At 38.5% G+C, this 25,983-nt stretch carries 26 protein-coding genes and 4 pseudogenes; 16 read left to right on the forward strand and 14 right to left on the reverse strand.

From position 1 onward, the window contains the following. Window positions 1–72: 72 nt before the first annotated feature. The 8 genes and pseudogenes from ACLKL2_RS15135 to ACLKL2_RS15170 all read right to left on the reverse strand — a co-directional run bounded on the left by ACLKL2_RS15135 (window position 73) and on the right by ACLKL2_RS15170 (window position 5,588). Window positions 73–687, reverse strand: a complete 615-nt coding sequence (locus ACLKL2_RS15135) for a glycosyltransferase (RefSeq protein WP_413692361.1) — start codon at window positions 685–687, stop codon at window positions 73–75. Continuing rightward, window positions 666–1,553: a glycogen synthase gene (locus tag ACLKL2_RS15140; protein ID WP_413692362.1), complete on the reverse strand. Its 888-nt coding sequence runs from the start codon at window positions 1,551–1,553 to the stop codon at window positions 666–668. Before ACLKL2_RS15140 ends, ACLKL2_RS15135 begins: the two co-directional genes overlap by 22 nt. Window positions 1,554–1,595: 42 nt before the next feature. Beyond that, the gene (gene glgC, locus ACLKL2_RS15145; RefSeq protein ID WP_413692363.1) at window positions 1,596–2,825 is read right to left on the reverse strand and encodes a glucose-1-phosphate adenylyltransferase; all 1,230 of its coding nucleotides are present in this window, start codon (window positions 2,823–2,825) and stop codon (window positions 1,596–1,598) included. Window positions 2,826–2,881: 56 nt separating this feature from the next. Further along, window positions 2,882–4,108, reverse strand: coding sequence for a glucose-1-phosphate adenylyltransferase (glgC, locus tag ACLKL2_RS15150; RefSeq protein WP_413692364.1), 1,227 nt, complete (start codon window positions 4,106–4,108; stop codon window positions 2,882–2,884). Between the two features lie 431 nt (window positions 4,109–4,539). Beyond that, the gene (locus tag ACLKL2_RS15155) at window positions 4,540–4,776 is read right to left on the reverse strand and encodes a methyltransferase (protein WP_413694341.1); all 237 of its coding nucleotides are present in this window, start codon (window positions 4,774–4,776) and stop codon (window positions 4,540–4,542) included. Further along, window positions 4,679–5,128 carry a class I SAM-dependent methyltransferase gene (locus ACLKL2_RS15160; protein ID WP_413692365.1) on the reverse strand — a complete coding sequence of 150 codons (450 nt, stop codon included), beginning with the start codon at window positions 5,126–5,128 and terminating at the stop codon, window positions 4,679–4,681. Before ACLKL2_RS15160 ends, ACLKL2_RS15155 begins: the two co-directional genes overlap by 98 nt. A 9-nt stretch (window positions 5,129–5,137) precedes the next feature. Further along, window positions 5,138–5,218 (reverse strand): annotated as a pseudogene (locus ACLKL2_RS15165) (hypothetical protein); the annotation flags it as partial. 43 nt (window positions 5,219–5,261) lie between these two features. Continuing rightward, window positions 5,262–5,588, reverse strand: a complete 327-nt coding sequence (locus tag ACLKL2_RS15170; RefSeq protein ID WP_413692366.1) for a hypothetical protein — start codon at window positions 5,586–5,588, stop codon at window positions 5,262–5,264. A 228-nt stretch (window positions 5,589–5,816) separates the two neighbouring features. Between ACLKL2_RS15170 and ACLKL2_RS15175 the strand changes: the two genes are divergently transcribed. Genes ACLKL2_RS15175 through ACLKL2_RS15185 form a run of 3 tightly spaced genes read left to right on the forward strand, consistent with a single transcriptional unit; the run spans window position 5,817 to window position 7,742 of the window. After that, window positions 5,817–6,170, forward strand: a complete 354-nt coding sequence (locus tag ACLKL2_RS15175) for a hypothetical protein (RefSeq protein WP_413692367.1) — start codon at window positions 5,817–5,819, stop codon at window positions 6,168–6,170. Then, window positions 6,167–6,526 carry a hypothetical protein gene (locus tag ACLKL2_RS15180; protein ID WP_413692368.1) on the forward strand — a complete coding sequence of 120 codons (360 nt, stop codon included), beginning with the start codon at window positions 6,167–6,169 and terminating at the stop codon, window positions 6,524–6,526. The genes ACLKL2_RS15175 and ACLKL2_RS15180 overlap by 4 nt, the downstream gene beginning before the upstream one ends. A gap of 22 nt (window positions 6,527–6,548) precedes the next feature. After that, window positions 6,549–7,742, forward strand: coding sequence for an EAL domain-containing protein (locus ACLKL2_RS15185; protein ID WP_413694342.1), 1,194 nt, complete (start codon window positions 6,549–6,551; stop codon window positions 7,740–7,742). A 55-nt stretch (window positions 7,743–7,797) separates the two neighbouring features. Here ACLKL2_RS15185 and ACLKL2_RS15190 read toward each other — a convergent pair whose 3' ends face one another. Then, window positions 7,798–8,403, reverse strand: coding sequence for a 1-aminocyclopropane-1-carboxylate deaminase/D-cysteine desulfhydrase (locus ACLKL2_RS15190; protein ID WP_413692369.1), 606 nt, complete (start codon window positions 8,401–8,403; stop codon window positions 7,798–7,800). Further along, window positions 8,394–8,741 (reverse strand): hypothetical protein, encoded by a 348-nt coding sequence (locus tag ACLKL2_RS15195; RefSeq protein ID WP_413692370.1) that lies wholly within the window; start codon window positions 8,739–8,741, stop codon window positions 8,394–8,396. The genes ACLKL2_RS15190 and ACLKL2_RS15195 overlap by 10 nt, the downstream gene beginning before the upstream one ends. 372 nt (window positions 8,742–9,113) lie before the next feature. Between ACLKL2_RS15195 and ACLKL2_RS15200 the strand changes: the two genes are divergently transcribed. The 4 genes from ACLKL2_RS15200 to ACLKL2_RS15215 all read left to right on the forward strand — a co-directional run bounded on the left by ACLKL2_RS15200 (window position 9,114) and on the right by ACLKL2_RS15215 (window position 14,096). Continuing rightward, window positions 9,114–10,181, forward strand: a complete 1,068-nt coding sequence (locus ACLKL2_RS15200; RefSeq protein ID WP_413692371.1) for a TRAP transporter substrate-binding protein — start codon at window positions 9,114–9,116, stop codon at window positions 10,179–10,181. 86 nt (window positions 10,182–10,267) lie between these two features. After that, window positions 10,268–10,771 (forward strand): TRAP transporter small permease subunit, encoded by a 504-nt coding sequence (locus ACLKL2_RS15205; RefSeq protein ID WP_413692372.1) that lies wholly within the window; start codon window positions 10,268–10,270, stop codon window positions 10,769–10,771. A gap of 10 nt (window positions 10,772–10,781) precedes the next feature. After that, on the forward strand, window positions 10,782–12,074 hold the full coding sequence (locus ACLKL2_RS15210; RefSeq protein WP_413692373.1) for a TRAP transporter large permease: 1,293 nt from the start codon (window positions 10,782–10,784) through the stop codon (window positions 12,072–12,074). 177 nt (window positions 12,075–12,251) lie between these two features. Further along, entirely contained in the window at window positions 12,252–14,096 is a 1,845-nt protein-coding gene (locus ACLKL2_RS15215) for a monovalent cation:proton antiporter-2 (CPA2) family protein (protein ID WP_413692374.1), read from the forward strand. A gap of 274 nt (window positions 14,097–14,370) precedes the next feature. Here ACLKL2_RS15215 and lipA read toward each other — a convergent pair. The 4 genes and pseudogenes from lipA to ACLKL2_RS15235 all read right to left on the reverse strand — a co-directional run bounded on the left by lipA (window position 14,371) and on the right by ACLKL2_RS15235 (window position 17,523). After that, window positions 14,371–15,338, reverse strand: a pseudogene (lipA, locus tag ACLKL2_RS15220) (lipoyl synthase). Continuing rightward, a pseudogene (gene lipB, locus ACLKL2_RS15225) lies at window positions 15,328–15,980 on the reverse strand (lipoyl(octanoyl) transferase LipB). Before lipB ends, lipA begins: the two co-directional pseudogenes overlap by 11 nt. Before the next feature lie 9 nt (window positions 15,981–15,989). Continuing rightward, the gene (ybeD, locus tag ACLKL2_RS15230) at window positions 15,990–16,259 is read right to left on the reverse strand and encodes a DUF493 family protein YbeD (protein WP_113817561.1); all 270 of its coding nucleotides are present in this window, start codon (window positions 16,257–16,259) and stop codon (window positions 15,990–15,992) included. A gap of 106 nt (window positions 16,260–16,365) precedes the next feature. Next, on the reverse strand, window positions 16,366–17,523 hold the full coding sequence (locus tag ACLKL2_RS15235; RefSeq protein ID WP_113817560.1) for a D-alanyl-D-alanine carboxypeptidase family protein: 1,158 nt from the start codon (window positions 17,521–17,523) through the stop codon (window positions 16,366–16,368). Window positions 17,524–17,957: 434 nt separating this feature from the next. Between ACLKL2_RS15235 and ACLKL2_RS15240 the strand changes: the two genes are divergently transcribed. From ACLKL2_RS15240 to fliI, 9 genes and pseudogenes are all read left to right on the forward strand, one after another. Then, window positions 17,958–18,296, forward strand: a complete 339-nt coding sequence (locus ACLKL2_RS15240) for a P-II family nitrogen regulator (RefSeq protein ID WP_113817559.1) — start codon at window positions 17,958–17,960, stop codon at window positions 18,294–18,296. Between the two features lie 33 nt (window positions 18,297–18,329). Continuing rightward, window positions 18,330–19,547 carry an ammonium transporter gene (locus ACLKL2_RS15245; RefSeq protein ID WP_113817558.1) on the forward strand — a complete coding sequence of 406 codons (1,218 nt, stop codon included), beginning with the start codon at window positions 18,330–18,332 and terminating at the stop codon, window positions 19,545–19,547. 191 nt (window positions 19,548–19,738) lie between these two features. Further along, a complete protein-coding gene (locus ACLKL2_RS15250; protein WP_413692375.1) occupies window positions 19,739–20,320 on the forward strand; it encodes a hypothetical protein in 582 nt (193 codons plus the stop codon). Window positions 20,321–20,512: 192 nt separating this feature from the next. Continuing rightward, the gene (gene fliE / locus ACLKL2_RS15255; RefSeq protein ID WP_413692376.1) at window positions 20,513–20,839 is read left to right on the forward strand and encodes a flagellar hook-basal body complex protein FliE; all 327 of its coding nucleotides are present in this window, start codon (window positions 20,513–20,515) and stop codon (window positions 20,837–20,839) included. A 41-nt stretch (window positions 20,840–20,880) separates the two neighbouring features. Beyond that, window positions 20,881–22,590: a flagellar basal-body MS-ring/collar protein FliF gene (fliF, locus tag ACLKL2_RS15260; protein ID WP_413692377.1), complete on the forward strand. Its 1,710-nt coding sequence runs from the start codon at window positions 20,881–20,883 to the stop codon at window positions 22,588–22,590. Further along, window positions 22,583–23,633, forward strand: a pseudogene (gene fliG / locus ACLKL2_RS15265) (flagellar motor switch protein FliG). Before fliF ends, fliG begins: the two are co-directional and overlap by 8 nt. 39 nt (window positions 23,634–23,672) lie before the next feature. Further along, window positions 23,673–24,074 (forward strand): hypothetical protein, encoded by a 402-nt coding sequence (locus ACLKL2_RS15270; RefSeq protein WP_413692378.1) that lies wholly within the window; start codon window positions 23,673–23,675, stop codon window positions 24,072–24,074. Continuing rightward, a complete protein-coding gene (locus ACLKL2_RS15275; RefSeq protein ID WP_413692379.1) occupies window positions 24,028–24,657 on the forward strand; it encodes a FliH/SctL family protein in 630 nt (209 codons plus the stop codon). Before ACLKL2_RS15270 ends, ACLKL2_RS15275 begins: the two co-directional genes overlap by 47 nt. Next, window positions 24,650–25,981 carry a flagellar protein export ATPase FliI gene (gene fliI, locus ACLKL2_RS15280; RefSeq protein ID WP_113817552.1) on the forward strand — a complete coding sequence of 444 codons (1,332 nt, stop codon included), beginning with the start codon at window positions 24,650–24,652 and terminating at the stop codon, window positions 25,979–25,981. The genes ACLKL2_RS15275 and fliI overlap by 8 nt, the downstream gene beginning before the upstream one ends. The last annotated feature ends 2 nt before the right edge of the window (window positions 25,982–25,983 follow it).

The raw sequence follows: 25,983 nt of genomic DNA on the forward strand, positions 1-25,983 counted from the left end.
TAATAAAAAACCTGATTTAATCAGGTTTTTTTATGTCTATTAAACTTCGTTGTTATCTAATATTGAAGTGAATTAATCATTATCCCATTGTGGATTAATATGTAATGCATTGTGATACAAGCGTTGATAATGTTTTGCTGAGTCAGACCAATAGAAGTGTGAACGCATGGCTTGAGTCTTCAAGCGCAACATCTCTTCTGGGTGCTCAATATAGAGTAATAATGCACGTCTTAATATATTCAATAACTCGTTAGCATTTGGTTCATAAAACATAAAACCATTGGCATTATCCGTGTCTTGATCGTAGTCGATAACCGTATCTTTTAATCCACCTACAGCACGTACAATAGGTAGGGTGCCATAAGCTAAACTATATAACTGGTTTAACCCACAAGGTTCGAAGATAGATGGCATTAAAAAGAAGTCAGAGCCCGCTTCAATCAAGTGTGATAACTCATTGCTATAACCATTAATAAATTTAAAGTTATTGCTATAATGAGCGGCTAATGCAGTTAAGTGGCCAGTAATTGCTGGGTCGCCAGAGCCAACAATGACAAGTTGTACATTATGTTTTAAAAAACGTTCAAGAATTGGAATAATAAGCCCAAACCCTTTTTGGTCGGTTAATCGACAAACCATGCCAAAAATAGGAGTGTCATTGACGGTTAATCCAACTTTCTCCTGCAATGCTTTTTACACTTCTCTTTGCCTGATAAATCATTGCTATCAAAATGGTAAGGGATCAGTTTATCTGTTTCAGGGCTCCAATCGTTATAATCACAGCCATTTAAAATGCCTTCGAAGTCGTGAATACGTTCGATAAAGTGATCGGACATACCATGAGAGCCTAAGGGCGTTAACAGTTCGCTTGCATAGTTAGGGCTCACTGTATTGATTTTATCAGCGTAAATAACACCTACTTTTAAAAAGTTAATATAACTATAACTTTCTAACACACGGTCATCCATGCATGAGCTAACTTCTGGAATCAGGCTTAACAAGGATTTTTCAAAAATACCTTGATACGCTGAATTATGGCTAGTTAGTACGGTTTTAGTCTCTGAAAATTGGCTGTAATTGTGAAAGCGAGTTTTTAATAAGTAAGGCACAAGCCCGGTATGCCAGTCGTTACAATGAATGATATCTGGCGAGAAGTCTTCCGCTAAAGCCGTTAATAATGCGGCTATTCCAAAGAAAGCAAAACGTTCTCCATTATCAGCATAGGCATTGTTTTCTTCACCGTATAAGCCTGAACGATCGAAGTAATGGGCATTATCAATGGCTAAAACTTTAACACCATCTAAAGAGAGCGCTTGTACTGAAAAAGGAATATCCGGTCGTGCAGTATCGGTTTTTAAGTGTAGTTGATGTACCTGTTTCGCTGTTTCTCGGTGCTCTAGCGTACGATAAAAAGGAGTGATAATCACCACTTCATGCCCCATATTACGTAGCTCTAAAGGTAAGGCTTTAGCTACATCTGCAAGGCCACCTGTTTTTGAAAACCCTTCTACTTCAGAAGAGATGAACAGGATTTTTAATTTTTTAGAATCCATTGGAAACGCCTTTATTCAAGCATAATTTATGCTGTTTATAGGTTAACTATCAAAGCCAATTCTAGCACCTTTGGGGATAACCACTATACCTTCATCGGAAACGGTGAAGCGCTTTCTATCACTGTCTAGGTTTACACCAATTTTAACACCATCTGCAATTTCTACATCTTTATCAATAATGGTTTTGATAATTTCACAGTTTTTACCGATTTTAGTGTCTCCGAGTAATACGGACTCATACACAGTACTGTCTTCATCAACAAAACACTTAAAGCCTAATACTGACTTTTCAACCGTGGCACCAATGATTAATGCGCCATCTGAAATTAAAGACCTACGGATAGAGCAGTTACTTTGTTGATGGTTTTGAAAGTTAGCAGCAGGTAAGGCTGGATAATGGGTATGCATTGGCCATGCTCTGTTATAGAAAGAGATAGGTGGAGTCTCTTTGATAAGATCCATATTTGCTTCCCAGTAGGACTCAATGGTACCGACATCACGCCAATAAGCTCCGCCCACTTCATTGGGGATTTTATTGGTGGTGAAGTCATAAACAAATACATCTTCAGTCTCTAACAGGTGAGGAATAATATCTTTACCAAAGTCATGACTTGATTGCTCATCTTCGGCATCACGAATGAGTTCTTTTTGTAGCGCCGCAGAATTGAAAATATAATTACCCATTGAAGCGAGCACATGGTCAGGATCACCTGGGATGGTTTTTGCATCTTCCACCGCAGGTTTTTCAGTAAAGCCAATCATTCTACCGTTAACATCTACTTCAATAATACCGAAGTGGTAAGCTTGTTCTTTTGGTAAGCGAATAGCAGACACTGTTAAAGTCGCTTTTTTCTGTTTATGGAATTCTATTTTTTGTCGAATATCCATTTTATAAATATGATCACTACCAAAAATACAGACGATCTTGGCTTCATCCGCTTCAATAAACTGGATATTTTGATAAATAGCATCAGCTGTGCCCGTATACCAATGCTTGCCCTTGTTCATTTGTGCGGGGATCGCATCAATGAAAGTGTCAGTAAAACTATTTAATTCCCATGCTTTACGTAGGTGTTCGTTAAGAGATTGTGATTTGAATTGCGTTAATACGTAAATACGTAATAAGTCTGAATTAACAAAGTTATTTAATACACAATCAATTAGTCGATAACTGCCACCAAAAGGCACAGAAGGTTTGGTACGTGATTGCGTTAATGGGTAAAGACGGGAGCCTTCGCCGCCAGCTAAAATCATAGTAAGAACTTTTGCCATGAGTAAACCTCATCTTAAGTAATATAAGTAGCAGTATTAGTTTGTTGGATTAGTGGTTATGCAAAGCCGATACGACTTCCTTTTCCAATCACTACAATGCCATTTTCAGAAACAGTAAAGTGTTTACGATCTTCTTCTAAATTTTCACCAATAACGGTATTGGGGGCAATTTCGACATTTTTATCTAGAATGACATTGGTTAAACGCGCACCTTTACCTATTTTGGCATTACCTAAAAAGACACAGCCTTTTACTTTTACCTTGGTACATAAATGGCTTCTAAAACCAAGAATAGAGTTTTCTATTTCAGCACCATTAATATAAGAGCCAGCCCCTATATGAGATTTTGAAACACGGGTTTCAGAGTCACCTTGATCACGGAATGTCGCTGGTGGTAAGGGCGGATGATAGGTGTGTAAAGGCCAGTTTTTATTATATAAAGAGATAGGTTGATCATCATTGAGCAGATCCATATGCGCTTCCCAATATGAATCTATGGTACCTACGTCTCGCCAATAAGCATTTTCAGGTTCGCCCGGTATTTTATTGTCGTTAAAGTTATAAACAAATACCTTTCCCTGTGGGAACATTGTAGGAATGATATCTTTACCAAAGTCATGGCTAGACTCTTCATTCAAAGCATCTTTCTCTAACGCGTTGAGTAATATATCTGTTTTAAAAATATAGTTACCCATAGAGGCAAGTACATGGTCTGGGTCACCTGGGATTGTTTTTGCTTCATCATTGTTAGGCTTTTCTGCAAAACCTATCATGTGTCCCGCATCATCTATTTCTATAATGCCAAAATGGTGTGCTTGGCTTTTTTGTACACGAATCGCAGCAACCGTTAATTCAGCATCCATTTGCTGGTGGTGATCCACCATTTGTTGCACATCCATTTTATAGATGTGGTCACTACCAAAAATACAGACATGGTCAGCTTTGCTTTTTTCAATAAAACGATAGTTTTGATAGATCGCGTCAGCAGTACCTGAATACCAGTTTTTATTAACACGCTGTTGTGCCGGGATTGCTTCAATGAAGCGGTCTGAAATACCTGATAATCGCCATGCACGGCGGAGATGAATATTGAGAGATTGGGACTTAAATTGAGTTAATATATAGATTTTCATTAAGTCTGCATTAACGAAGTTATTTAATGCAAAATCAACTAATCTATAATTTCCGCCAAAAGGGACAGCGGGTTTACTGCGATTCTTTGTTAATGGAAAAAGCCGAGAGCCCTCACCGCCAGCAAGAATCATAGCCAAAATATCAGCCATAGAACCTCCACATATATTATGTTTTAAAGCTATGCATAAAACCAATCCTACAAACTTAATGTTCTATTTCGCTTGTTAAAAATACTTACCTCTTTGTTGTAAGTTTCGTCAATGGAATAAACATTGATGACATTTACACCTTAAGCTAAGTCACTCTTCCTACGCAAAATTTAGAGCATTTATTTAATATAATTGGTCTCACTGTCAACCTGACCAATAGTGTGCGCTGTTTTATCTATTATTTAGCGGGTAAGCATTTATTCCTAAAGCTTTAAGTCGTTACTTACCTTAGCGCTAAATCAATTATTTTTTATTATTAAGACCACATTATTAATACAGTTGAGAGATATGCCATAGCGCCTGTTTAACTAAATCAGTTTAACTCTTTGATACTAACAACAAACGACTAAGGTAACAGGTTTACATGATAATTATTTGAGGCAACTCAATACTTTAAATTTATTATTTTGAGCATCTTCACTAAACTGCTGATATGCCTGAATTAAAAGAGGCTCATAGCGTAAGAATTTATTCGCGACTATGGTTAGCCTACCTTTTTTCTTTAAAAACTTAGCTGATTCGTTGATAAACCCTTCTGCTGCACTGGTAATTAGTCTTTTGACCAGAGTGAAAAGGCGGATTAGAAAGGAGTAAATCGTATTCTTTATTTACTTTTGAAAATACATCGGATGCAAAAACATTCGCTTTAAGAGCATTTTTTTCTAATGTTAGTTTTGCACTGGCTAGAGCATAAACGTTTACATCAATTAAATCTAATGATAATTGAGTATGTTTTTTAAGGAGATAGCAAGATAAAACACCTGCGCCGCAACCAAAATCCAATCCTTGACCTGATAGATTTTCAGGTAGATTCTTGAGTAACAATTCACTGCCTTTGTCTAACTCTCCAAAACTAAATACACCAGGTAAAGAAACAATAGTGAGAGAAATGTTATTGATATTCAAAGGATACTCTTTAATCCATTGTTGTTGTTTAAATTCACTAACAGGTTTGCTCAATTCAGCATAAATAATGCTACAATGTCGTGCAGAATCAATGGGATTACTATATTCTGAATAAGGCTTTATAAGACCTGAAACACTTTTGATACCACATTTTTTTCACCAACTAATACAATACCCGCACCTTCTTTTAAGTGGGGGTTAAGTTAGCCAGTAGGTATTCAATTTCTGTCTTGGCTTTAGGAATATAAATTAACAGCAAATCAAATTTTTGTGGCGTATCATTACCTTGATAATCTGCTGTAAAATGTACATCTGAATCCGTTAATTGCTCTTTTAATTGCTCATAATAACGGTAATCATTGAAACAGAAAGTACTTGATGATGCTATTGTTTGTAGGTGGATAGGGTAGTGGTCATCTATATTGCCTGCAACTAATATAGATTTATCGATAAATAAAGATTGGTTACGCTGTAACACTTGGCTTGGATTTGAAAGGGTTGAATTAATGGCCATGAAAATTTCCTATTACAGCTTATTATTAGAAGCTTAAATGATGATGAAAGTATAACGACCAAGCATTATACCAATTGCATTAAGTAGATGACGGTAATCAGTAAAATAGATCCGTTTATCGATGTGTTGAGTATCATACCAATGGAAGTGGTTACTTGGCTCGGTATTATATTGTTATTTTAATGATTACTCACCTTTACATTTGAAATAGTTTGCCACAGGGATGTTATGAAGTTCACTAATAAGTTTACGTTTATTACTAGTGCGATTGTGTTGACGTGTATTGGCTTAGTCTTAGTTGGAGGCTTATTCAGTTTACGCGCACTGACCTTGAAGCACCATCAACAAAGAGTTGACAGTATTATTCAAGTTATTGAAAAACAGTTAGACAAACAAACTACTGTTACTCAATTTGATCACTGGTTACCGGATCTCTTAGACGCCTCTGGTATTGTCCGTTTAGAGGTTAAACGAGATGATGTTACCGTTTATCAAAACTATTTTGAAAGTCGTGAATACTACCCAATGCGGTTGTTACTTCGTTACTCTTACACCTTAGATAATTATCCTGGGTGCATTTGATTTTACACACTCGCCAGCCTTTTTCTGATTTGCAATTCACCTTTTGGCCCTTGATTGGGATAAGTACTGCTATCTTGCTTTCTTTGAGCTTACTGTATTTTGCCTTGCGTTGGATTAAACTATCTTTTAATGGTGCAGAACTATTAGAGCGTCGAGCACGCTATTTGTTGCAGAACAATCCAACAGCACGTATTGCACAAAAAGGTGAATGGCCGAAGGCGGCAAGTAAAGCGTTAGATGTGTTATCTGAGCGATTAGAAAACAGTCGTAAAGAGCGAAGCGTATTTGATATTCATATTCGCGGTAAAGCGTTTTTAGATGAAGCAACGGGGATAGGTAATCGCACTGGCCTTTGATAATCGTCTTGATACTGTAGTGATGGATGAGAGTTATGCATCGAGCACTTTAATCTTAGTTAGCTTAACTGAATTAAGCACGTTGAAATATCGTTTTGGTAGCGCGCCAAGTGAAAAAGTCATAGAGCAGATGGTCGATTTGTTAAATCATTTCTGTCGTCGTTTTGATGATAGTTTTTATGGTCGTGCGAATAAAACTGAATTTGTTATTCTATTGCCACAAATGGATTATGACGAGAGTAAAGTGGTAGCAAAACAGCTTACTCGTTCATTATTCCAATTACAATTACCCGAGCCAGAAATGATAGAAAGCTTCTTTCATGTTGGTGTTGTTAACTTTCCGTATGCGAGTAAAACAGACTTGATTATTGATGACGTAAATCGAGCATTGTTAGTGGCTGAGCATCAAAAAGTTAGTGGATGGCATATTTCCGAGGAAAACCTGAAGCATACAGTTGTTAGTAAAGGCTCAGTACGTTGGCGTACATTGTTAAATCAGGTCTTAGAGAAAAAGTCTCTATTACTCTATCAACAGCATGTGATGGAACGAGATGCGGTTGGTATTGTTTATTCAGAGTTATGGCCACGTATTATCAATAATGACCAAGAGGTAATTACCTCAGGTACATTTATGCCGATGGCTGAGAAGTGTGGGCTACAGGGAAAAATAGACAGGCAGATGCTAGAAAAGGTGTTAGCGTTATTGGTACAAAGAGGTGAGTCCTCTAAGCCTATATCGGTGAATGTGTGCTCACACCTATTAATGAATAAAGAAAACTACAAATGGTTCCTATTTGAATTGATGCAGAAACCTAAGGCGTTACGTAATAACTTAGTGATTGAAATTTCTGAGCATTTAATCGATAAACATTATCACTCTTTACGTACCGCCATTGTGCCATTACAGAAAATAGGCTGCCAAATCGCCATAGATAATGTTGGTAAGTACGTCATTAATACACAATACATTTTAGATTTTAATATTGATTACTTAAAACTTCACAGCAGTTTAATCAGAGATATTCACTTAAGAAGCACCAATCAAGTGGCGGTGCAAAGTTTACTAGCAAGTTGTTTAAATAGTGATGCAAAAGTCATTGCCGTGGGTATTGAAAACCAGCAAGAATGGAAGTGCTTACTTCGCTTGGGAGTCTACGCAGGACAGGGTGGGTTGTTTATGTCACCTAAACGTATGCGTGCTATCGATATCAGTTAATCCGCACTGAAGGTAATCAATAATATAGCAACTGGCATTTTCTCCAATGGCTATATTATTGAAATTTATTAAGTAATTTTAATCCTGCTAACCCCTGTAACCCGCCAGTATGTAGCGCTACTATCTTGGTGCCTTTGGGAAAGTGATTCTGTTCAATCAATTGCCATAAAGCATAAAACATTTTTCCTGTATAAACAGGTTCAATAGGAACCTGTGTTTGTTGTGTAAATTGATGACAAAACTGAGACAAAGCTTGAGATATCTTCCCATAACCACCTTCATGATTTTCAGTATGTAAGTGCCAACTAACTTGGTGCTCTTTATTAACTAACTGTTTGATAGTCTCCCGTAAATAATCCGCATTCTTTAATACTGCAACTCCATGTAGTTGTGTATTAGGGCTCTGCTGTAAAGCTCCACTGATTAAACCGGCTAAAGTTCCTGCACTGCCAGTTGCCGTAAATATATGGTCGACAGGGCCAATATGTTGCTGCTTTAACTCAGTAATAATCTCCGCAACACCAGGTATCGCTAAGTGATTAGTACCTCCCTCTGGAAGTATATAAACCTTGGGGTTTTGTTGTTGTAATTGCTGTAAATAATCCGCTTTCTCTTTTAAGCGGTAGGTTTTTCTATCAACAAAATTTAACTTCATCCCCATTTCTGTGCCTGAGATAGGGTAGGGTTTGAAGCATAATGCGCTTCCCCTCTGATAATACCTGTTGCTTGAAATTTAAAGTGGTAACTGGCGGCTGCTAAGGCATGGATATGATTGGAAAAAGCACCACCAAAGCTAAGTAGGTGAGTTTTTTGTTGTGCTTCCGCCTCAAGTAAATTGTGTTTTAGTTTTCGCCATTTATTACCTGAAATTTCTGGATGTAACAGATCGTCGCGTTTAATAGATAATTGAACGCCTTTTTCTGTGAGTAAAGGATGAGTAATGCTTTGCAATGGGCTCGCGCCAATCTGCTGATATAAAACACTATTGGTAAAACTCATTGTTTGTTAAGCCTGTAAAAATGATGCTGAGCTATGAGAGCTTGCTAGGTAGTTGATAACGCTTTGTAAATGATAGGCATATTGAACAAATAACACTAGCTGAATAATTAATTTAATAGTGCTTAAGTTATTTGTTGGGTGGTTAAAGTGTTGTTTTATTGAGCGAGTCTTGCTTTTTCTTAAAAAAACTAACTGCTTGTGATGTAGGCATCAAATTAGTGATTAAACAGATTCATATCTTTTAAGGTAGTGGCAGTCTGTTAACAAGCTTATAACACTTATCCTGTTGTGAGTAGGTGAAACAGAGCTAGGCTAGTTTCACTTTATTGTTTTAAAACAATGGGTTTAACCTAAATTTACATGGAGTTTACAATGCTGAAGTCTTTATTTAAAAATACCTTAGTGGCAGCTGTTGTGATGGCAACCAGCGTCAATGCATTTGCTGCGGACAAAGTTTATCGTTTGAAATTAGCGGAATCATGGGGACCTAATTTCCCTGTTTTTGGTGATTCAGTGAAGAATATGGTGAAAATGGCAGAGGAAATGTCAAATGGGCGTTTGAAAATCCGAGTGGATTCGGCAAACAAACATAAGTCGGCCTTTGGTGTTTTTGATATGGTGAAAAGTGGTCAATACGATATGGGCCATTCAGCAAGTTATTATTACAAAGGAAAAGTGCCTAATACGATGTACTTCACCACTATGCCTTTTGGTATGACGGCGATGGAGCAATATGCTTGGTTCCAGTACGGTGGTGGTCAAGAGTTAATGGATGAACTTTATGCTCAGCATAATTTAGTTGCCTTCCAGGGGGAATACTGGTGTGCAAATGGGGGCTGGTTCCGTAAAGAGATCAATAGTTTAGAAGACTTGAAAAACTTAAAAATGCGTATTCCTGGTTTTGCCGGTGAAGTATTAGCAAAATTAGGTGCAACGCCAGTGAATATTCCACCGGGTGAGTTATACACGGCTTTAGAGCGTAACACGATTGATGCATTAGAGTGGGTAGGACCATCTTTAGATTTACGCATGGGATTCCATAAAATTGCACCTTTCTATTACATGGGCTGGCATGAGCCTGCAACCGAGTTAATGTTCATTATTAACAAAAAGAAAATGGAGAAGTTACCTGCCGACTTACAAGCTATTTTGAAAGTAGCAATGCATAAAGCCTCTTACGATATGTATGTGCAATCTTATGCATCAAGCGCGGAAAACTGGGCTGAAATGACCTCCGAATACCCTAATATTCAAGTTAAAACCTTCCCTCCTGAAGTGTTAACTGCATTGAAAAAAGCCAATGATGAAATTCTTGCTGAGAAAGCAGCTGATGACGAAATGGCGGCTCGAATTATTAAGTCTCAACAGGATTATCTGAAATTAGTACGAGTATGGACTGATATTTCAGAGTTTGGTTATATTCAAAGTACTAAAGAATAATTGCTTGATTATTAAAAGCGACACTATGGATTGTGTCGCTTTTGATTTTTGCTTATCCACTCTTTATCTATAAGGAATATTATTGGATGGAAAGTCTGCAAAGTGTATTTGACCGTTTTTCCGATATAGTTGGAAAAATAGCAGCCACATTAATGATCCTGCTGCTAGCTAATGTTTTTTACGATGTGGTGGCACGTTACTTTTTTAAATCCAGCTCCATTGGTTTGCAAGAGCTAGAGTGGCATCTGTTTGCTTCAATGTTTTTATTAGGCATTGCTTACACCCTAAAGGAAGAAGGGCACGTTCGAGTTGATATTATTTATGAAAGGTTAGGTGAAAAAGGTAAAGCATGGATTAATTTTCTGGGCTGTATCTTCTTCTTGTTACCATTTTGTGCGCTTATTATCTGGTACGGCTACGACTTTGCGTTAGAGTCATATAATTTACAAGAAACCAGTGGTGATCCTGGTGGTTTATCAAATCGCTGGATTATTAAATCGATGATCCCGCTCTCTGCATTGGCATTAGCATTAAGTGCATTCGGTGTATTAATAAAAAGCTTACGTAGCATAAGCAATAACCACATTTAAAGGGAATTTTATGATTGGTATTATTATGTTTGGAGTGGCGTTATTACTGCTATTAACAGGTTTTCCTGTTGCCTTTGTATTTGCTGGTGTTGCATTGATCTTTGGCATCTTCGCCGAAGGTGTAGAGTTATTTGCTTTTATGCCTTATCGCATTATGAGCATCATGGAAAACTCGATCATGATGGCAGTCCCTATGTTTATCTTTATGGGGAATATTCTACAAAAAACCAAATTAGCGGAACAATTGTTAGAAGCTATGGGGCAGTTGTTTGGGCGTGTTCGAGGTGGTGTTGCTGTTTCTACCATTCTAGTAGGTTGCTTATTAGCGGCTTCAACGGGTGTGGTGGGCGCATCTGTGGTAGCAATGGGGGTAATTTCATTACCTGTGATGCTCAAATATAACTATGATAAACAGTTAGCCACTGGAGTTATTTGTGCATCAGGCACCTTAGGCCAAATTATTCCTCCTTCTATTATTCTTATTATACTGGGTGATGTAATGGGGGTGCCAGTAGGTGACCTATTCAGAGCTGCGGTTTTCCCTGGGGCAATACTCGTGGGGGCCTTTATCCTCTACGTGTTGATTTATGCATATTTTAAACCTGAATCTGCACCTGCATTACCAGAGTCAGCCTTGTCTGGAGTTGGTGGTGTACAACCTTATTGGATCGCTTTTAAAGCGATTGCACCACCTCTTGCTCTTATCTTTGCTGTATTAGGCTCTATTTTTTATGGCATAGCGACACCCACTGAGTCTTCTGCGATTGGTGGTGTGGGAGCGATTCTATTAGCTATGCTATATAGACAATGCTCATGGAAGGTGATTTGGGAATCCTCCTTTGAAACCCTTAAAGTGACTGCAATGGTATTTGCTATCTTTATCGGTGCAACGGCCTTCTCAATGGTTTTCTCCTACACGGGGGGTGAAGAGATTATTGAGGAGATCATGTTTAGCTTACCGGGTGAAAAATGGGGCTTCTTAATTATCTCAATGATTGTTATTTTGATTCTAGGTTTCTTCATCGACTTTGTTGAAATCTCATTCATTGTGGTACCTATGCTCTACCCAATTGCTGAGATGATGGGGATTGATCTTACTTGGTTTGCAATATTGATTGCCATGAATCTACAAACCTCATTTTTAACACCACCCTTTGGGTTTAGCCTCTTTTATTTAAAAGGGGTTGCTCCACCACAGGTAAAAACTATGGATATCTATAAAGGTGTGATCCCCTTTATCGGTTTGCAATTGTTAGTATTAGCTTCGATCGTGATATTCCCAGGTTTTTATGGTTTTGATTAGTTAACCATTATTAATTTATCGATATTACTTAAAGCCTCTTTAATAGAGGCTTTTGTGTATTTAACGGTAAATTTAAGATTGCAGGGATAGTGAAAATAAGCGATATTTATTGAGACTTATCCATTAAACTAATAACCACCTCTCTTCGTTATATTTATTAATCACTAAAGGACTCTAATGTTAGAAATTGTTGTCATTTATCTTGCTGCCGCGCTAGCCGCTGTTCCTATTGCTAAACGCCTTGGTTTAGGCTCTGTATTAGGCTACCTGTTAGCAGGAATTTTAATCGGACCATTTGCACTAGGATTGGTAGGAGACCAATCTGAAGTACTGCACTTTGCAGAGTTTGGTGTGGTAATGATGCTGTTCTTAATTGGTCTCGAGTTGCAACCGAGTCGCCTATGGAAATTGCGTCATTCCATTGTGATCCAAGGTGGTTTACAGGTTGGATTGAGCACCTTATTAATATGGGGTGCTTGTTACTTATTATTTGATATGCATTGGCAAACAACATTAGCGTTAGGTTTAATGTTAGCGTTATCTTCTACGGCCATTGTGTTACAAACGCTGACTGAAAAAGGCTGGATCAAGCAACCCGCAGGGCAAAATACCTTCTCTATCTTACTTTTCCAAGATATTGCAGTGATCCCTATTTTAGCTTTGTTACCTTTATTAGCGTTTAGTGATGCAAGCTCAAGTGTTGATAGTCACGGTAGTCTGATTGAAGACTTTCCTGCTTGGGGGCAAGTGGCAGTGTCAGTGTTAGTGATTAGTGGCATCTACTTTATTGGTAAATACGTTTCCACACCATTGTTTCGCTATATTGCAGAGACTCGCTTAAGGGAGATTTTTACGGTATTTACGCTGTTTTTGGTGGTGTCGATTGCCTTGATTATGCAAAAAATCGGACTTTCACCGGCATTAGGTACGTTTTTAGCCGGAGTGGTCTTGGCTGAAAGCGAGTTCAGGCATGAGTTAGAAACAGATATTGAGCCCTTTAAAGGTTTGTTATTAGGGCTATTTTTTATTGCGGTAGGCGCCTCTATCGACTTTCAACTGTTATCGGAACAATTTTTGTTAATCATGGGATTAGTGATTGGCTTAATCGTTCTGAAGGGGCTTGTTTTATATGGGATTGCATTACTTTTTAAGCTTAAATCTAAGCAGAAAATATTATTTTCATTGGCATTAGCGCAAGGTGGTGAATTTGCTTTTGTATTGATTTCATTAACAGGTACTTTAAATATTCTGACCGCTGAAGAGTCTAAAATAACCACCTTGGTGGTGGCTATTTCTATGTTATTTGCACCTGTGTTATTAATGATATATGAGCATCTGTTATTAAAAGACAAACATACCGCTGCGTATGATGATCCTGAACATTTAGAATCTACTGATCATGTGATTATTGTGGGCTATGGGCGTTTTGGGCAAGTGGTAGGGCGTTTATTAACAGCGCAGGGATATCATCTATCTATTTTGGACCATAGCCCAGCACAAATCGATTTAGTGCGTCGTTTTGGTATTAAGGTGTTCTATGGTGATGCTGCCCGTGGTGATTTATTAAAATCAGCCGGTGCAGATGAAGCTAAGTTACTGGTGATTGCTGTGGATGAGGCGGAAAAGTCTCTACAAATTATTGATATTGCACAAAAGTATTTCCCTAACTTAAAAATCGTGGTGCGCGCCATTGATAGAACACATGCTTATCGAATTATTCAAAAAGGCGTCCATACTTTTAGACGTGAAAGCTTTGATTCTGCGGTGAATTTAGGTGTGGATGCATTAAAGCTATTAGGTGAGTCGCCATCTTTTGCTGAAAAGGCCGGCGACCTATTTAAGAAGTACGATGAAAGTGCATTAGAAGAGTTAGCAGATGTCTGGGGAGATGATAAACACTATGGTGCTGCGGTTCGCCAACACCTAGCGGATCTAAAACAGGTGCTTGATAACGATAAGTTACAAAATCAGAATCAATACCAAGAAGAGGAGCAACAGAGCCCTCATAACGATCAAAAATAATGATTTGTTTATTTATACCAATTATATTGAATAAGTGAGCTAAATTTTGCGCAGCAAAAATGACTTAGTTTAATACGTAAATTGAGCCTATCGATAGGGGAATGAACGAAAAGATATTCATTCTTTAAGGCTGTTCCCGTTACGAAATTTACAATGAAGAAATAAACTATTTTAACAAGTAAAATAGATCTGTTAATTAGTATGATTGGTCTTAGTCTAGGATCAAAAAAGCCAGCTTAGTTGCTGGCTTTTTATTACGAGTGATAAAGTCAGTTTATTTAACTTCTTTACCTGATGCTTGTAAATCTGCATGGTATGAAGAACGTACTAATGGGCCACAAGCAGCATGTTCAAAGCCGACTGACTTAGCCATTTCACCTAGTGCATCAAACTCTGCTGGTGGAACGTAACGCTCTACGGCAAGATGTTGTAAGCTAGGCTGTAAGTATTGGCCAAGTGTTAACATGGTTACGCCATGGTCAGCAAGATCTCGAATTACTGTTTCAATCTGTTCGTTACTTTCACCTAAGCCCATCATAACACCAGATTTAGTAGGTACAGTAGGGTGCTGCTCTTTAAACTTCTTAAGTAGTTGTAATGACCATTTGTAATCAGCACCTGGACGAACTTGCTTGTACAAGTGCGGCGCAGTTTCTAGGTTATGGTTAAATACATCCGGTACATCTTTTTCAAAACAAGCTAATGCTTTATCCATACGGCCTTTAAAGTCAGGTACTAATATTTCAATCTTAATACTTGGATTTAATAAACGGATTTCACGAATACAATCAGCAAAGTGTTGTGCGCCACCATCGCGTAAGTCATCACGGTCAACAGAGGTAATTACAACGTATTTCAACTTCATATCTTTGATGGTTTCTGCCAGTTTTTTTGGCTCATCTTTATCAACAGCTAAAGGCTTACCATGACCAACATCACAGAATGGACAACGACGAGTACAGATATCACCTAGAATCATGAAGGTCGCTGTACCGTGGTTGAAACACTCATTTAAGTTAGGGCATGAAGCTTCTTCACATACAGAGTGTAATTTATTTTTACGTAATGCCGCTTTAATTTCACTAACACGGGTATTATCAGCAGCCAATTTAATCTTCATCCAAGACGGTTTTTTAACACAGTGGCTTTGTCTGAAGGAATAACTTTAATTGGAATGTGAGACATTTTATCTGCATCGCGCAGTTTGTTGCCCGCGGTTAATTGGCTTGGCTTAGTGTTCATTAATAAAACTCTCTATCTGTGTGTAGTGTAAACTTTGATTCAATTTTTCAATCAATAATGGTGATAACTCAGCCACTGACGCGCTAATACCTAAGTCGCGACATTGAGTCATCTCTAATCCTGCATAACCACATGGGTTAATTTGTAAAAAAGGCTTGAGATCCATATCTACATTTAAGGCTAGCCCGTGAAATGAGCAACCTTTTCGGATCTTTAGTCCTAATGAAGCAATTTTTTTCCATCAACATAAACACCTGGTGCATCAGGTTTGGCAATCGCAATGACATTATAATCAGCGAGAAGGTCGATGATCGCCTGTTCTATGATACTGACTAAACTACGTACGTTGAAGTCTTTACGACGAATGTTGATCAGTAAGTAGGCAATTAATTGTCCTGGTGCATGGTGAGTTATTTGTCCGCCACGGTCACTTTTAACCACCGGAATATCCGAGGTTCTTAGCAAGTGCTCAGCTTTACCTGCAAGCCCTTGTGTAAATACCGGTGTATGCTCTACTAACCAAATTTCATCGGTTGTATCTTGATCGCGTTGTTCAGTGAAATCACTCATTGCTTGCCACGTTTCTTGGTAGGGTTTAACCCCTAAGTAACGAATGATTAATTTATCTTGAATGGTTGTCATATTGTTGGCTTATAAAATGTAACGTACAAGATCGAGTTTATTTAAAGCACTATAAATATCTTCAATTTGCTCTTTACTATTCACAATCACTGGAATTGCTAATGAATGGTAAGTACCTTTAGAGCTTGGTTTAACTGTAGGTGCATAATCACCTGGTACAATTTGTTGAATAACAGACACTACATCTGGAATAAGTTGTGGGTCAGCAAGGCCCATTACTTTAAATGAAAAGCTACATGGAAAGTCGAGTAATTCATCAAATTTAGTATTCAATGCCATGATTGGTTCCTGAACAAGTTAGATATTAGAAAGTGAGGACAAGCCTCACTTTTAGTTATTGGGGTAATGTTATACCTGTATGTGAATGGTATATATGGGGACTATTTTAACCAAACCAACCAATAAATAGTAATTTTATGTAGTCAATAATACGGCTGAAAATACCACCTTCTTCAACGGTTTCTAAAGCGATTAAATCGTAACTTGCCACTGCTTCATCAGCTAGTGTGTAGTTAACTTGACCTACTATGTCACCTTTTTGAATTGGTGCACGTAATTCATTGTCGATTACAAAGTCAGCTTTTAGGTTTTGTGATTGGTTACGTGGCAAAGTTAATGGCGTATCAACTGGAACACCTAAACGAATGTTTGCTTGTGTACCCATCCAAATACGTTCATTAGCTAGTTGGTCATTAGCTTTATAAGGAGTGATTGTTTCAAAGAAACGGAAACCCCAATTTAATAGCTTTTTACTTTCAACTTTACGGGCTTCATCAGAGCGAGTACCCATAACAACACTGATTAAACGCATGCCATCTTTAGTTGCAGAAGAGACTAAGCTGTAACCAGCTGCACTAGTATGGCCAGTTTTCATGCCATCTACATTAAGGCTTTTATCCCATAATAAACCGTTACGGTTATATTGAACGATACCATTGTATTTAAATGATTTTTCGCTGTAGATTTTGTATTCATTTGGTACATCTGTGATGATTGCTTTCGCTAGAATAGCCATATCAGCAGCGGTTGTATGATGACCGTCTGCATGTAAACCATGACTGTTTACGAAATGTGTATCATTCATGCCTAATTGCGCTGCCCACGAGTTCATTAGGTCAGCAAAAGCAGATTCACTACCTGCAATATGCTCAGCCATCGCCACACAAGCGTCATTACCTGATTGAATAATGATGCCTCGGTTTAAATCTTCAACGGTCACTTCTTTACCGACTTCGATAAACATTTTTGAAGAATCAGGGAAGTTTTTAGACCAAGCATTATTTGAGATGGTTACTTTATCCGTTAACTTTAAGTTACCAGATTTAAGCTCTTGACCGATGATATAGCTGGTCATCATCTTAGTTAGAGAAGCTGGCTCTAGCGTTTCAGTACTATTGTTTTCAGAAAGGACTTTCCCAGAATCAAAGTCGATCAATAGGTAGCCTTTGGCTGCGATTGATGGAGCTTTAGGAACAATCATTGGAGCGGCAAGCGCATTCATACTCAGTAAGAAAGTGATAAGCAGTAGGCTTATTTTTTTCATGTTACATACCTTCAAGGTTGTTAAGTCGAAAAATTGTTACGCACTATAGCAGATGAAGCTTTATTTGCTAAGGGCTAAGCAGGTTAGTTGGTTAATTAATTTTTATTTCATGGCCATTGATAGCAGAGAGATAAAGGATTAAATGCTAATAAAAGTTGCTTTCTAAGCAGTATAAATCAGCTTTTATGGGCATAAAGGATCATGACAATCAATCATTTACTAAGTTCATTAATTATTTTTGTGATAAATATTTTATCTGTTACATATCGGTGCATGGCACACTTAATTAACGCACTGTTATGGTGCGTTTTCGATATGTATTTAGTGGTGGTTTCCTCTTAAGTTGTTGTTAATTAATGATTATTTTTTCTGGCACGGTAGTTGTTAATAGAAGGCTATGAACAAACGTTTAATACACCTTAAAGGAATATATGATGAAAATGTTAACCGCAATTATTAAGCCATTTAAATTAGATGAAGTACGCGAAGCAGTCATGGGTATTGGTATCGCAGGTGTTACTGTTTCTGAAGTTAAAGGTTTCGGTCGTCAAAAAGGCCACACAGAATTATACCGTGGCGCAGAATACCAAGTTGATTTCTTACCTAAAGTGAAATTAGAAATTGCGGTTAAGGACGAAGATGTTGAGCGTTTAGTTGAGGCTATTATTAGCGCAGCTAATACAGGGAAAGTAGGTGATGGTAAGATTTTCATTCAGCCATTAGAGCAAGTTGTTCGTATTCGTACTGGCGAATTCGACGAAGAAGCACTTTAAACCACAAGTTTATATAAGTTAAGGATTACTATTATGGAAACAACAGTTACAGAACTAAGATTTGCGTTGGATACCTTTTATTTTTTAATATCAGGTGTGCTAGTTATGTGGATGGCAGCAGGTTTTGCCATGTTAGAAGCAGGTTTAGTTCGCTCTAAAAACACTACCGAAATTTTAACTAAAAACATCGTACTATATGCAATTGCATGTACTATGTTCCTATTAGTTGGTTACAACATTATGTATGTTGATAACAGCGCTGGTGGTTGGTTACCTTCTTTTGGTTCATTAATTGGTTCACCTTCTGAAGGTGCAGACCACTCTTTAGAATCTGATTTCTTCTTCCAAGTGGTATTCGTTGCAACAGCAATGTCTATCGTATCGGGTGCAGTAGCTGAGCGTATGAAGCTATGGGCATTTTTAATCTTCTCAGTATTCCTAACAGGTTTCATCTACCCAATGGAAGGTTACTGGACTTGGGGCGGTGGTTTCCTAAGTGAAGCCGGTTTCAGTGACTTCGCTGGTTCTGGTATTGTTCACATGGCAGGTGCAGCAGCAGCATTAGCGGCAGTTGTTTTACTAGGCGCTCGTCGTGGTAAATACGGTAAAGATGGTAGTGTTCACCCAATTCCTGGTTCAAACATGCCACTTGCAACATTAGGTACATTCATCCTATGGATGGGTTGGTTTGGCTTTAATGGTGGTTCTCAACTACTTGTTTCTGATGCAGAAAATGCAACAGCAGTTGGTCAAATCTTCTTAAACACTAACGCAGCAGCAGCAACAGGTGCTATCGCAGCGTTATTAGTAAGTAAATTCAAATGGGGTAAAGCAGATTTAACTATGATTCTAAACGGCGCATTAGCTGGTTTAGTTGCAATCACTGCTGATCCACTATCTCCATCACCACTAGGTTCAGCACTTATCGGCTTAATTGCTGGTGTAATCGTTGTTTACAGCATTGTTGGTCTAGATAAATTAAAAATCGATGATCCAGTAGGTGCTATCTCTGTACACGGTGTGTGTGGTCTATTCGGTCTATTAGTTGTTCCAATGTCTAACGACGGTGCATCAGTTATGACTCAGCTTTACGGCGCAGCGGTTATCTTTGGATTTGTATTCATCGCATCATGGATCGTTTGGTCTATCATCAAAGTAACTATGGGTATCCGTGTTACTGCTGAGCAAGAAGATGCAGGTATGGATATGCACGATTGTGGTGTTGAAGCTTACCCTGAATTCAAAAGCTAATTAGTAAACATTCCAGCATCCTAAAAGATGCTAGATAAATATTAAGTAATTTAAATCCCCATTTTAAGTATTAAAATGGGGATTTTTTTATGTAAATAATTTATAAATAACTTAGACTGTAATGAAAAGGATGATTGTTATAGCAATCACATTAAGCAGTGTTTGCTGTTAATCTTTTAAATTAAGGAATAATGATGTTTAAAGTAAAGTCTCTATTAAGCTTATCTACTATTGTGTTATTAACGGCATGTTCTTCGAATGAGCCGGTTCAAGAAACCGCTGTCGGTGATATTCCAGGATGGATTTTAAACCCTCAAATTGATGATGGTATTGCTGTATCTGAATGTGTTTTATGGTCAGGTAATATGTCGATCGATAAACAACAAGCGGTAGCTAATGCACGTACCTCTTTAGCACAACGAATTGAAACGCGTGTTAGTGCGATGGATAAAACATACCGTGATAAAATAGAAGCGGCGTCAGGTGTTGAATCAGGTACAACCTTCTCGAGTGTTTCTAAACAAGTAACCCAGCAAACGCTAGTGGGTACTAACCCAATTCAAACAGACATTGTGAATATTGCTGATAAAACCAACCTGTGTGTATTAGTAGGTATTGGCCAGCAATCTACGCAGGCTATTTTTGATCAACTGATCAGTGCATCTGAACGAACTGTTAATACTCAACAAAAAGATATTTTATACCAAGAGTTCAAAGCAGAGCGTGCTGATTTAGCTTTAGATAAAGAGATTGAAAAGTTAAACGCTGAATAGTTAATTATTATTAATGGCATTAAGGTAACTTAGTGCCATTACCTTTCCTCACCTGACTTCGTTATTTTTACTCACTTCTTATATTAATAATTTTTGCACCTTGTCTTTTTAATATAAATTAATACCTATTTTTAGTTAATGGCATAGTAATTGCTTTTTACAAGTATCAGTGTCAAAAATAGGCTAATCACAATGAATATTAATGCAGCATCAATGTTTAAAGAGTTACAAACACAAAGTGTAGAAGCAAAAGGCTTGAGCCGTGATCTAAACACTTCTTCTGTTAACCCTGCTCCTGCGGACTTTTCTGCCATGCTGAAGCAAGCTATTGAGAATGTTAATGGTTTGCAGCAAAACACTTCAGACTTACGTAACGGTTTCGAAATGGGTGATGAAAACGTCAGTTTGTCTGATGTGATGATTGCAGCGAATAAATCAAGCTTAGCCTTTGATGCCACAGTACAAGTGCGTAATAAAATGGTAGAAGCTTACAAAGAAATAATGAGTATGCCTGTTTAATCAGTCTTTGTTTAAAGTAAATTAGTTAAAAAGGAAGTCCTGTGTCTGATTCAGCAAGCAACGCAAATTTATTGTTAGAAGGGAATGAAAGTGAGATTGCAGCGCCAAAGAAAAGTGCTGTTTCATCATTCTTCTCTAACGTAGATGTATTACGACAAATTAGCATGATTATTGGCTTATTAATTGTGTTGGCGATTGTTGTGATCATCTGGTCATGGGGTAAAGAAGCTGAATACCGCCCGTTAGGGACTTACCAAACTGATGAACTTATCTCTACATTAGACTTTTTAGACCAACAGAAAATCCCCTACAAGTTAGAAGGTAATAACGTTTCAGTTATGTCCGATCAATATCAAAAAGTTAAATTGCTAATGACACGCGCAGGTTTAGCTAATGATGATGCGGACAACGGCGATGATATTTTATTACAAGATATGGGCTTTGGTGTAAGTCAACGTGTTGAAAAAGAAAGGTTAAAGCTAAGTCGTGAACGTCAATTAGCGCTTGCGATTAAAGAGATGAAAAACATCACTAATGCACAAGTATTATTAGCTATCCCTAAAGAGAGTGTGTTTGCTCGTAAAGAAAGACAAGCAAGTGCGACAGTTGTTGTAACTAGTGCACGTTCTTATGCGTTATCTGCGCAGGAAGTTGATTCCATTGTAGACCTGGTCGGTTCAGCTGTGCAGGGACTTTCACCTAATAATGTGACAGTAACAGACCAAAGAGGGCGTTTACTGCATTCAGGAAGTAGTACAGGTAGTTCTGCCCAAACTAGCAAAGAGTTTGCGATGCAGCGTGAAAGAGAAGATGAATATAAGTCAAAAATTGATGCTATCCTTATACCAGTATTAGGTATCGCCAACTATACTTCTGAAGTGGATTTAGTGATGGACTTCACCGTGGTAGAGGAAACGAAAAAAACCTTTAATCCCTCTAATCAGGCTGTACGTAGTGAAATGCTGATTGAAGATAAGTCATCATTAGGGGCGAATATTGGTTCTGTACCGGGTGCTTTATCAAATCAACCTCCTGCAAATGGTGCGATTCCTGAAGAGTTAGAGGAAGCAGCGGAAAATGCCAAGGCTGAAAATAATGGCTCTTCTCGTACAGAATCAACTCGTAACTATGAAGTAGATACCACCATTACGCATACTAAACATAAAGTGGGTAAAGTTGATAGATTAGCAGTATCAGTGGCATTGGATTACATTAAATCAACCAATGAAGCGGGTGAAGTCGTTTATACACCACGCAGTGCAGCAGAAGTAGAAAATATTAAACAGTTATTATTGGGTGGTTTGGGGATCAATGTTGCACGTGGCGATATTTTGGCACTGGCTTCAGTCAGCTTTAATCGACCTGAATTACCTGTTGAACCAGAACAAGCGTTATGGGAAACAGAAACCTTCCAAGGTTACGTAAGATTTGGCGGTAGTTTATTTGTCATTATTTTGACTTTGCTATTAATCGTTCGCCCTATTATGAAAAAACTATTATACCCAGAGTCGCTTGAAAGCGCGGAAGAGTATGAACTAGGTGGGGCGATTGGTTCAGTGGAGAATGATAATCTACAAATGCTATCAGATGATGATAATGAAAGCCTTGAGTTCGGAATGAGTAATGGTCAGTTTAAACTGCCAGATCTCCATAAAGATGAAGATCTATTAACAGCAGTAAGATCATTAGTGGCTAACGAGCCTGGTTTATCGGCACAAGTAATTAAAGAGTGGTTAATGGAAGATGAGTGAGAATGAAAACAACCAAGAAGCAACAAAAGTCACTACCTATGACGTTACTCAATTAACGGGTGTTGAAAAAGTCGGCTTTATTAATGTTGAGCTTAACGCCTGCCGATGCAGCGCAAATATTCAGAAATTTAGAGCCTAAACAAGTACAAAAGTTAGGTATGAAGATGGCTGCATTGGACGACTCTTCACAAGCTAAAGTGAGTGGTGTGCATCGCGCATTTATCGAAGATATTCAAAAATACAGTAATATTGGGTTAGATAGCGAAAACTTTGTTCGTTCATCACTGATTGAAGCACTGGGTGAAGATAAAGCCGGTAACTTAGTGGATCAAATTATTTTAGGCAGTGGTTCTAAAGGCCTTGATTCATTGAAATGGATGGACGCGCGTCAAGTTGCGAGTATCATTTTAAATGAGCATCCGCAGATTCAAACCATTGTTTTATCTTATTTAGATCCAGAGCAATCTGCTGAAATATTGACGCAATTCCCTGAGAAAGTGCGTTTAGACTTAATGATGCGTATTGCTGACTTAGAAGAGGTTCAACCAGCAGCGTTACAAGAACTAAACGAGATCATGGAGAAACAGTTTGCAGGTCAAGCTGGCGCACAAGCAGCGAAAATGGGTGGTGCTAAAGCAGCTGCTAACATTATGAACTACTTAGATACGGCTATTGAAGGTCCATTAATGGATTCATTACGTGAATCTGATGAAGATATGAGTCAACAAATTCAAGATCTTATGTTCGTATTTGATAACCTTATCGATGTTGATGACCGTGGTATTCAAACACTATTACGTGAAGTGCCACCAGAGCAACTACAATTAGCTTTAAAAGGTGCTGATGAGTTGCTTAAGAATAAAGTATTAGCGAATATGTCTAAACGTGCAGCAGAGATGTTAGCCGATGACCTAGAAGCGATGGGACCTATCAGAATCAGCGAAGTTGAAGGAGCACAAAAAGAGATCCTTAATATTGCTCGTCGTTTATCTGATGCCGGTGAAATTATGCTAGGTGGCGGTGGCGGAGATGAATTTTTATAATATCGCTCACTCACGTTAGCTGAAAAATAAGGTAAATGGATGGCTTCGAATAACGATAATGACAATGCATTCCAGAAATGGACAATACCTGATTTTGAACAGGATATTGCATTAGGTGATGATGAAACAGATCTCTTTGGTCGTCCTGCGAACTGGTATCAAGAGAAGACTTCTGAACAGCAGGAAGCTAAAGAGGAAGGCCCAACGCCATTAACATTAGAAGATATTGAAGCGATTCGAGCCTCAGCCTATGAAGATGGTTTTAATGAAGGTAAGGAAGCCGGATTTAATCAAGGGCTTGAAGAGGGAAAACTACAAGGGTTAAGTGAAGGGCACCAAGCGGGGCTTAAACAAGGCGTAGAAGAAGGCTTACAAGAAGGGCAAGTGAGGATAGATGCACAAACCTTTACATTGGCAACAACTTGTGTCCCGTTTACATAAACCATTAGAAAAGTTAGATGAGCATGTTGAAGTACAGCTTATAACATTAGCAACACAGCTTGCCGAGCAAATGGTGCGTTGCGAAGTCACAGTTAACCCGCAAGTGGTTCTGCAAGCTTTAAAGCAGGGAGTTGAAGCGCTACCAGTTAGTGAGCAACATATTATCATCTGCTTAAACCCAGAAGACCTCCACTTTGTACAAGATGCTTTCTCTGAAAAAGAGTGTGAAAAGCGAGGTTGGGATCTTCGCGCTGAACCTGCTCTATTGCGTGGTGATTGCCAAATACAAACACAAACCTCAAGTGTCGATTACGCTTTTTCAACGCGTATTACACAAGTATTAAAGCATTTCCTTAAAGAAAACTATCAAAATACGCCAGAGGTCAGTAATGATGGTGAGTTACTCAACGAGCAACCATTAGATTATGAGATGCAAACCGAAGAGATGCTAAAAGAAGCAGCTGAAACAGTGACCGAGCAAGGTGATGATAAAACTATCCAAGCAGAGGATGTAGAAGGATCAGAAGCGTCCATCGAAGACTCAATAGAAAGTAGTAACAGAGTAACTGACGTTAATGAATAGTTTAGCTCAGCGTATTAACCAATACCAAGTAGGCGACTCTATAATTCACCCAGTAGTGGCAGGTAAACTGGTGAGGGTTGTTGGTCTCACGCTAGAAGCGGTAGGGTGTAGTGCTGCAGTTGGCAGTATGTGTAAAGTTGAAACAAACGACGGTTATATCGATGCCGAAGTCGTTGGGTTTGCTGGTGAGCGTTTATTTTTAATGCCAAGTGAAAGATTAACCGGTGTGTTACCCGGTGCAAAAGTTATCCCACAAACTAAAGAAGTAGGCATTCCTGTTGGTATGGAATTATTAGGGCGCGTACTGGATGGTATGGGTAATCCAATCGATGGCAAGGGTGATGTAAAAACCAGTACGATGAGTGGTTTTCAAAATACACGTATTAACCCGCTTTCTCGCAAAGCGATTAAATCCCCATTAGATACAGGTATCAAAGCAATTAACGCATTATTAACCGTTGGTCAAGGCCAGCGTATGGGGTTATTTGCTGGCTCAGGCGTTGGTAAAAGTGTGTTGTTAGGCATGATGACTCGCGGTACTAATGCGGATGTGGTAGTGGTTGGTTTGATTGGTGAGCGTGGCCGAGAAGTAAAAGAGTTTATTGAAGAGATATTAGGTGAAGAGGGAAGAGCGAGAGCGGTGGTTATTGCCGCCCCTGCCGATGCTTCACCATTAATGCGTTTAAAAGGTTGTGAAACGGCATTAACTATTGCCGAGTATTTTCGCGATCAAGGGTTAAATGTATTGCTATTAATGGATTCTTTAACGCGTTTTGCTCAGGCGCAACGTGAAATTGCATTAGCGATTGGTGAGCCACCAGCAACTAAGGGCTACCCGCCTTCTGTTTTTGCCAAGCTACCTGCATTGGTTGAGCGAGCCGGTAATGGCAATGATAATCAAGGATCTATTAGTGCTTTCTTTACCGTATTAACCGAAGGTGATGACCTACAAGACCCTATTGCCGATGCCTCTCGGGCTATTTTAGATGGGCATATTGTACTATCTAGAAATTTAGCCGATGCCGGACATTTCCCCGCTATTGATGTCGCTAAATCGATTAGTCGAGTGATGCCAATGGTTACCTCTGACGAACATCAAACCCTAGCACGAGTACTAAAACAGGCTTATGCCTTGTATGAAGAAAACAAAGAACTGATTACGATAGGCGCATATTCACGCGGTAGTGACCCACGAATTGATAAAGCTATCCTAATTAAACCTAGATTGGATCACTTCTTGCAACAAGGTATGAAAGACAGTATCAGTTATAACGATTGTTTGACACAGCTTGCCGTTTTAACGCAGGAGTTTGTGAATAGTTAAAG

It is taken from the genome of Psychromonas sp. KJ10-2, assembly GCF_047323255.1.
Classification (GTDB): domain Bacteria; phylum Pseudomonadota; class Gammaproteobacteria; order Enterobacterales; family Psychromonadaceae; genus Psychromonas.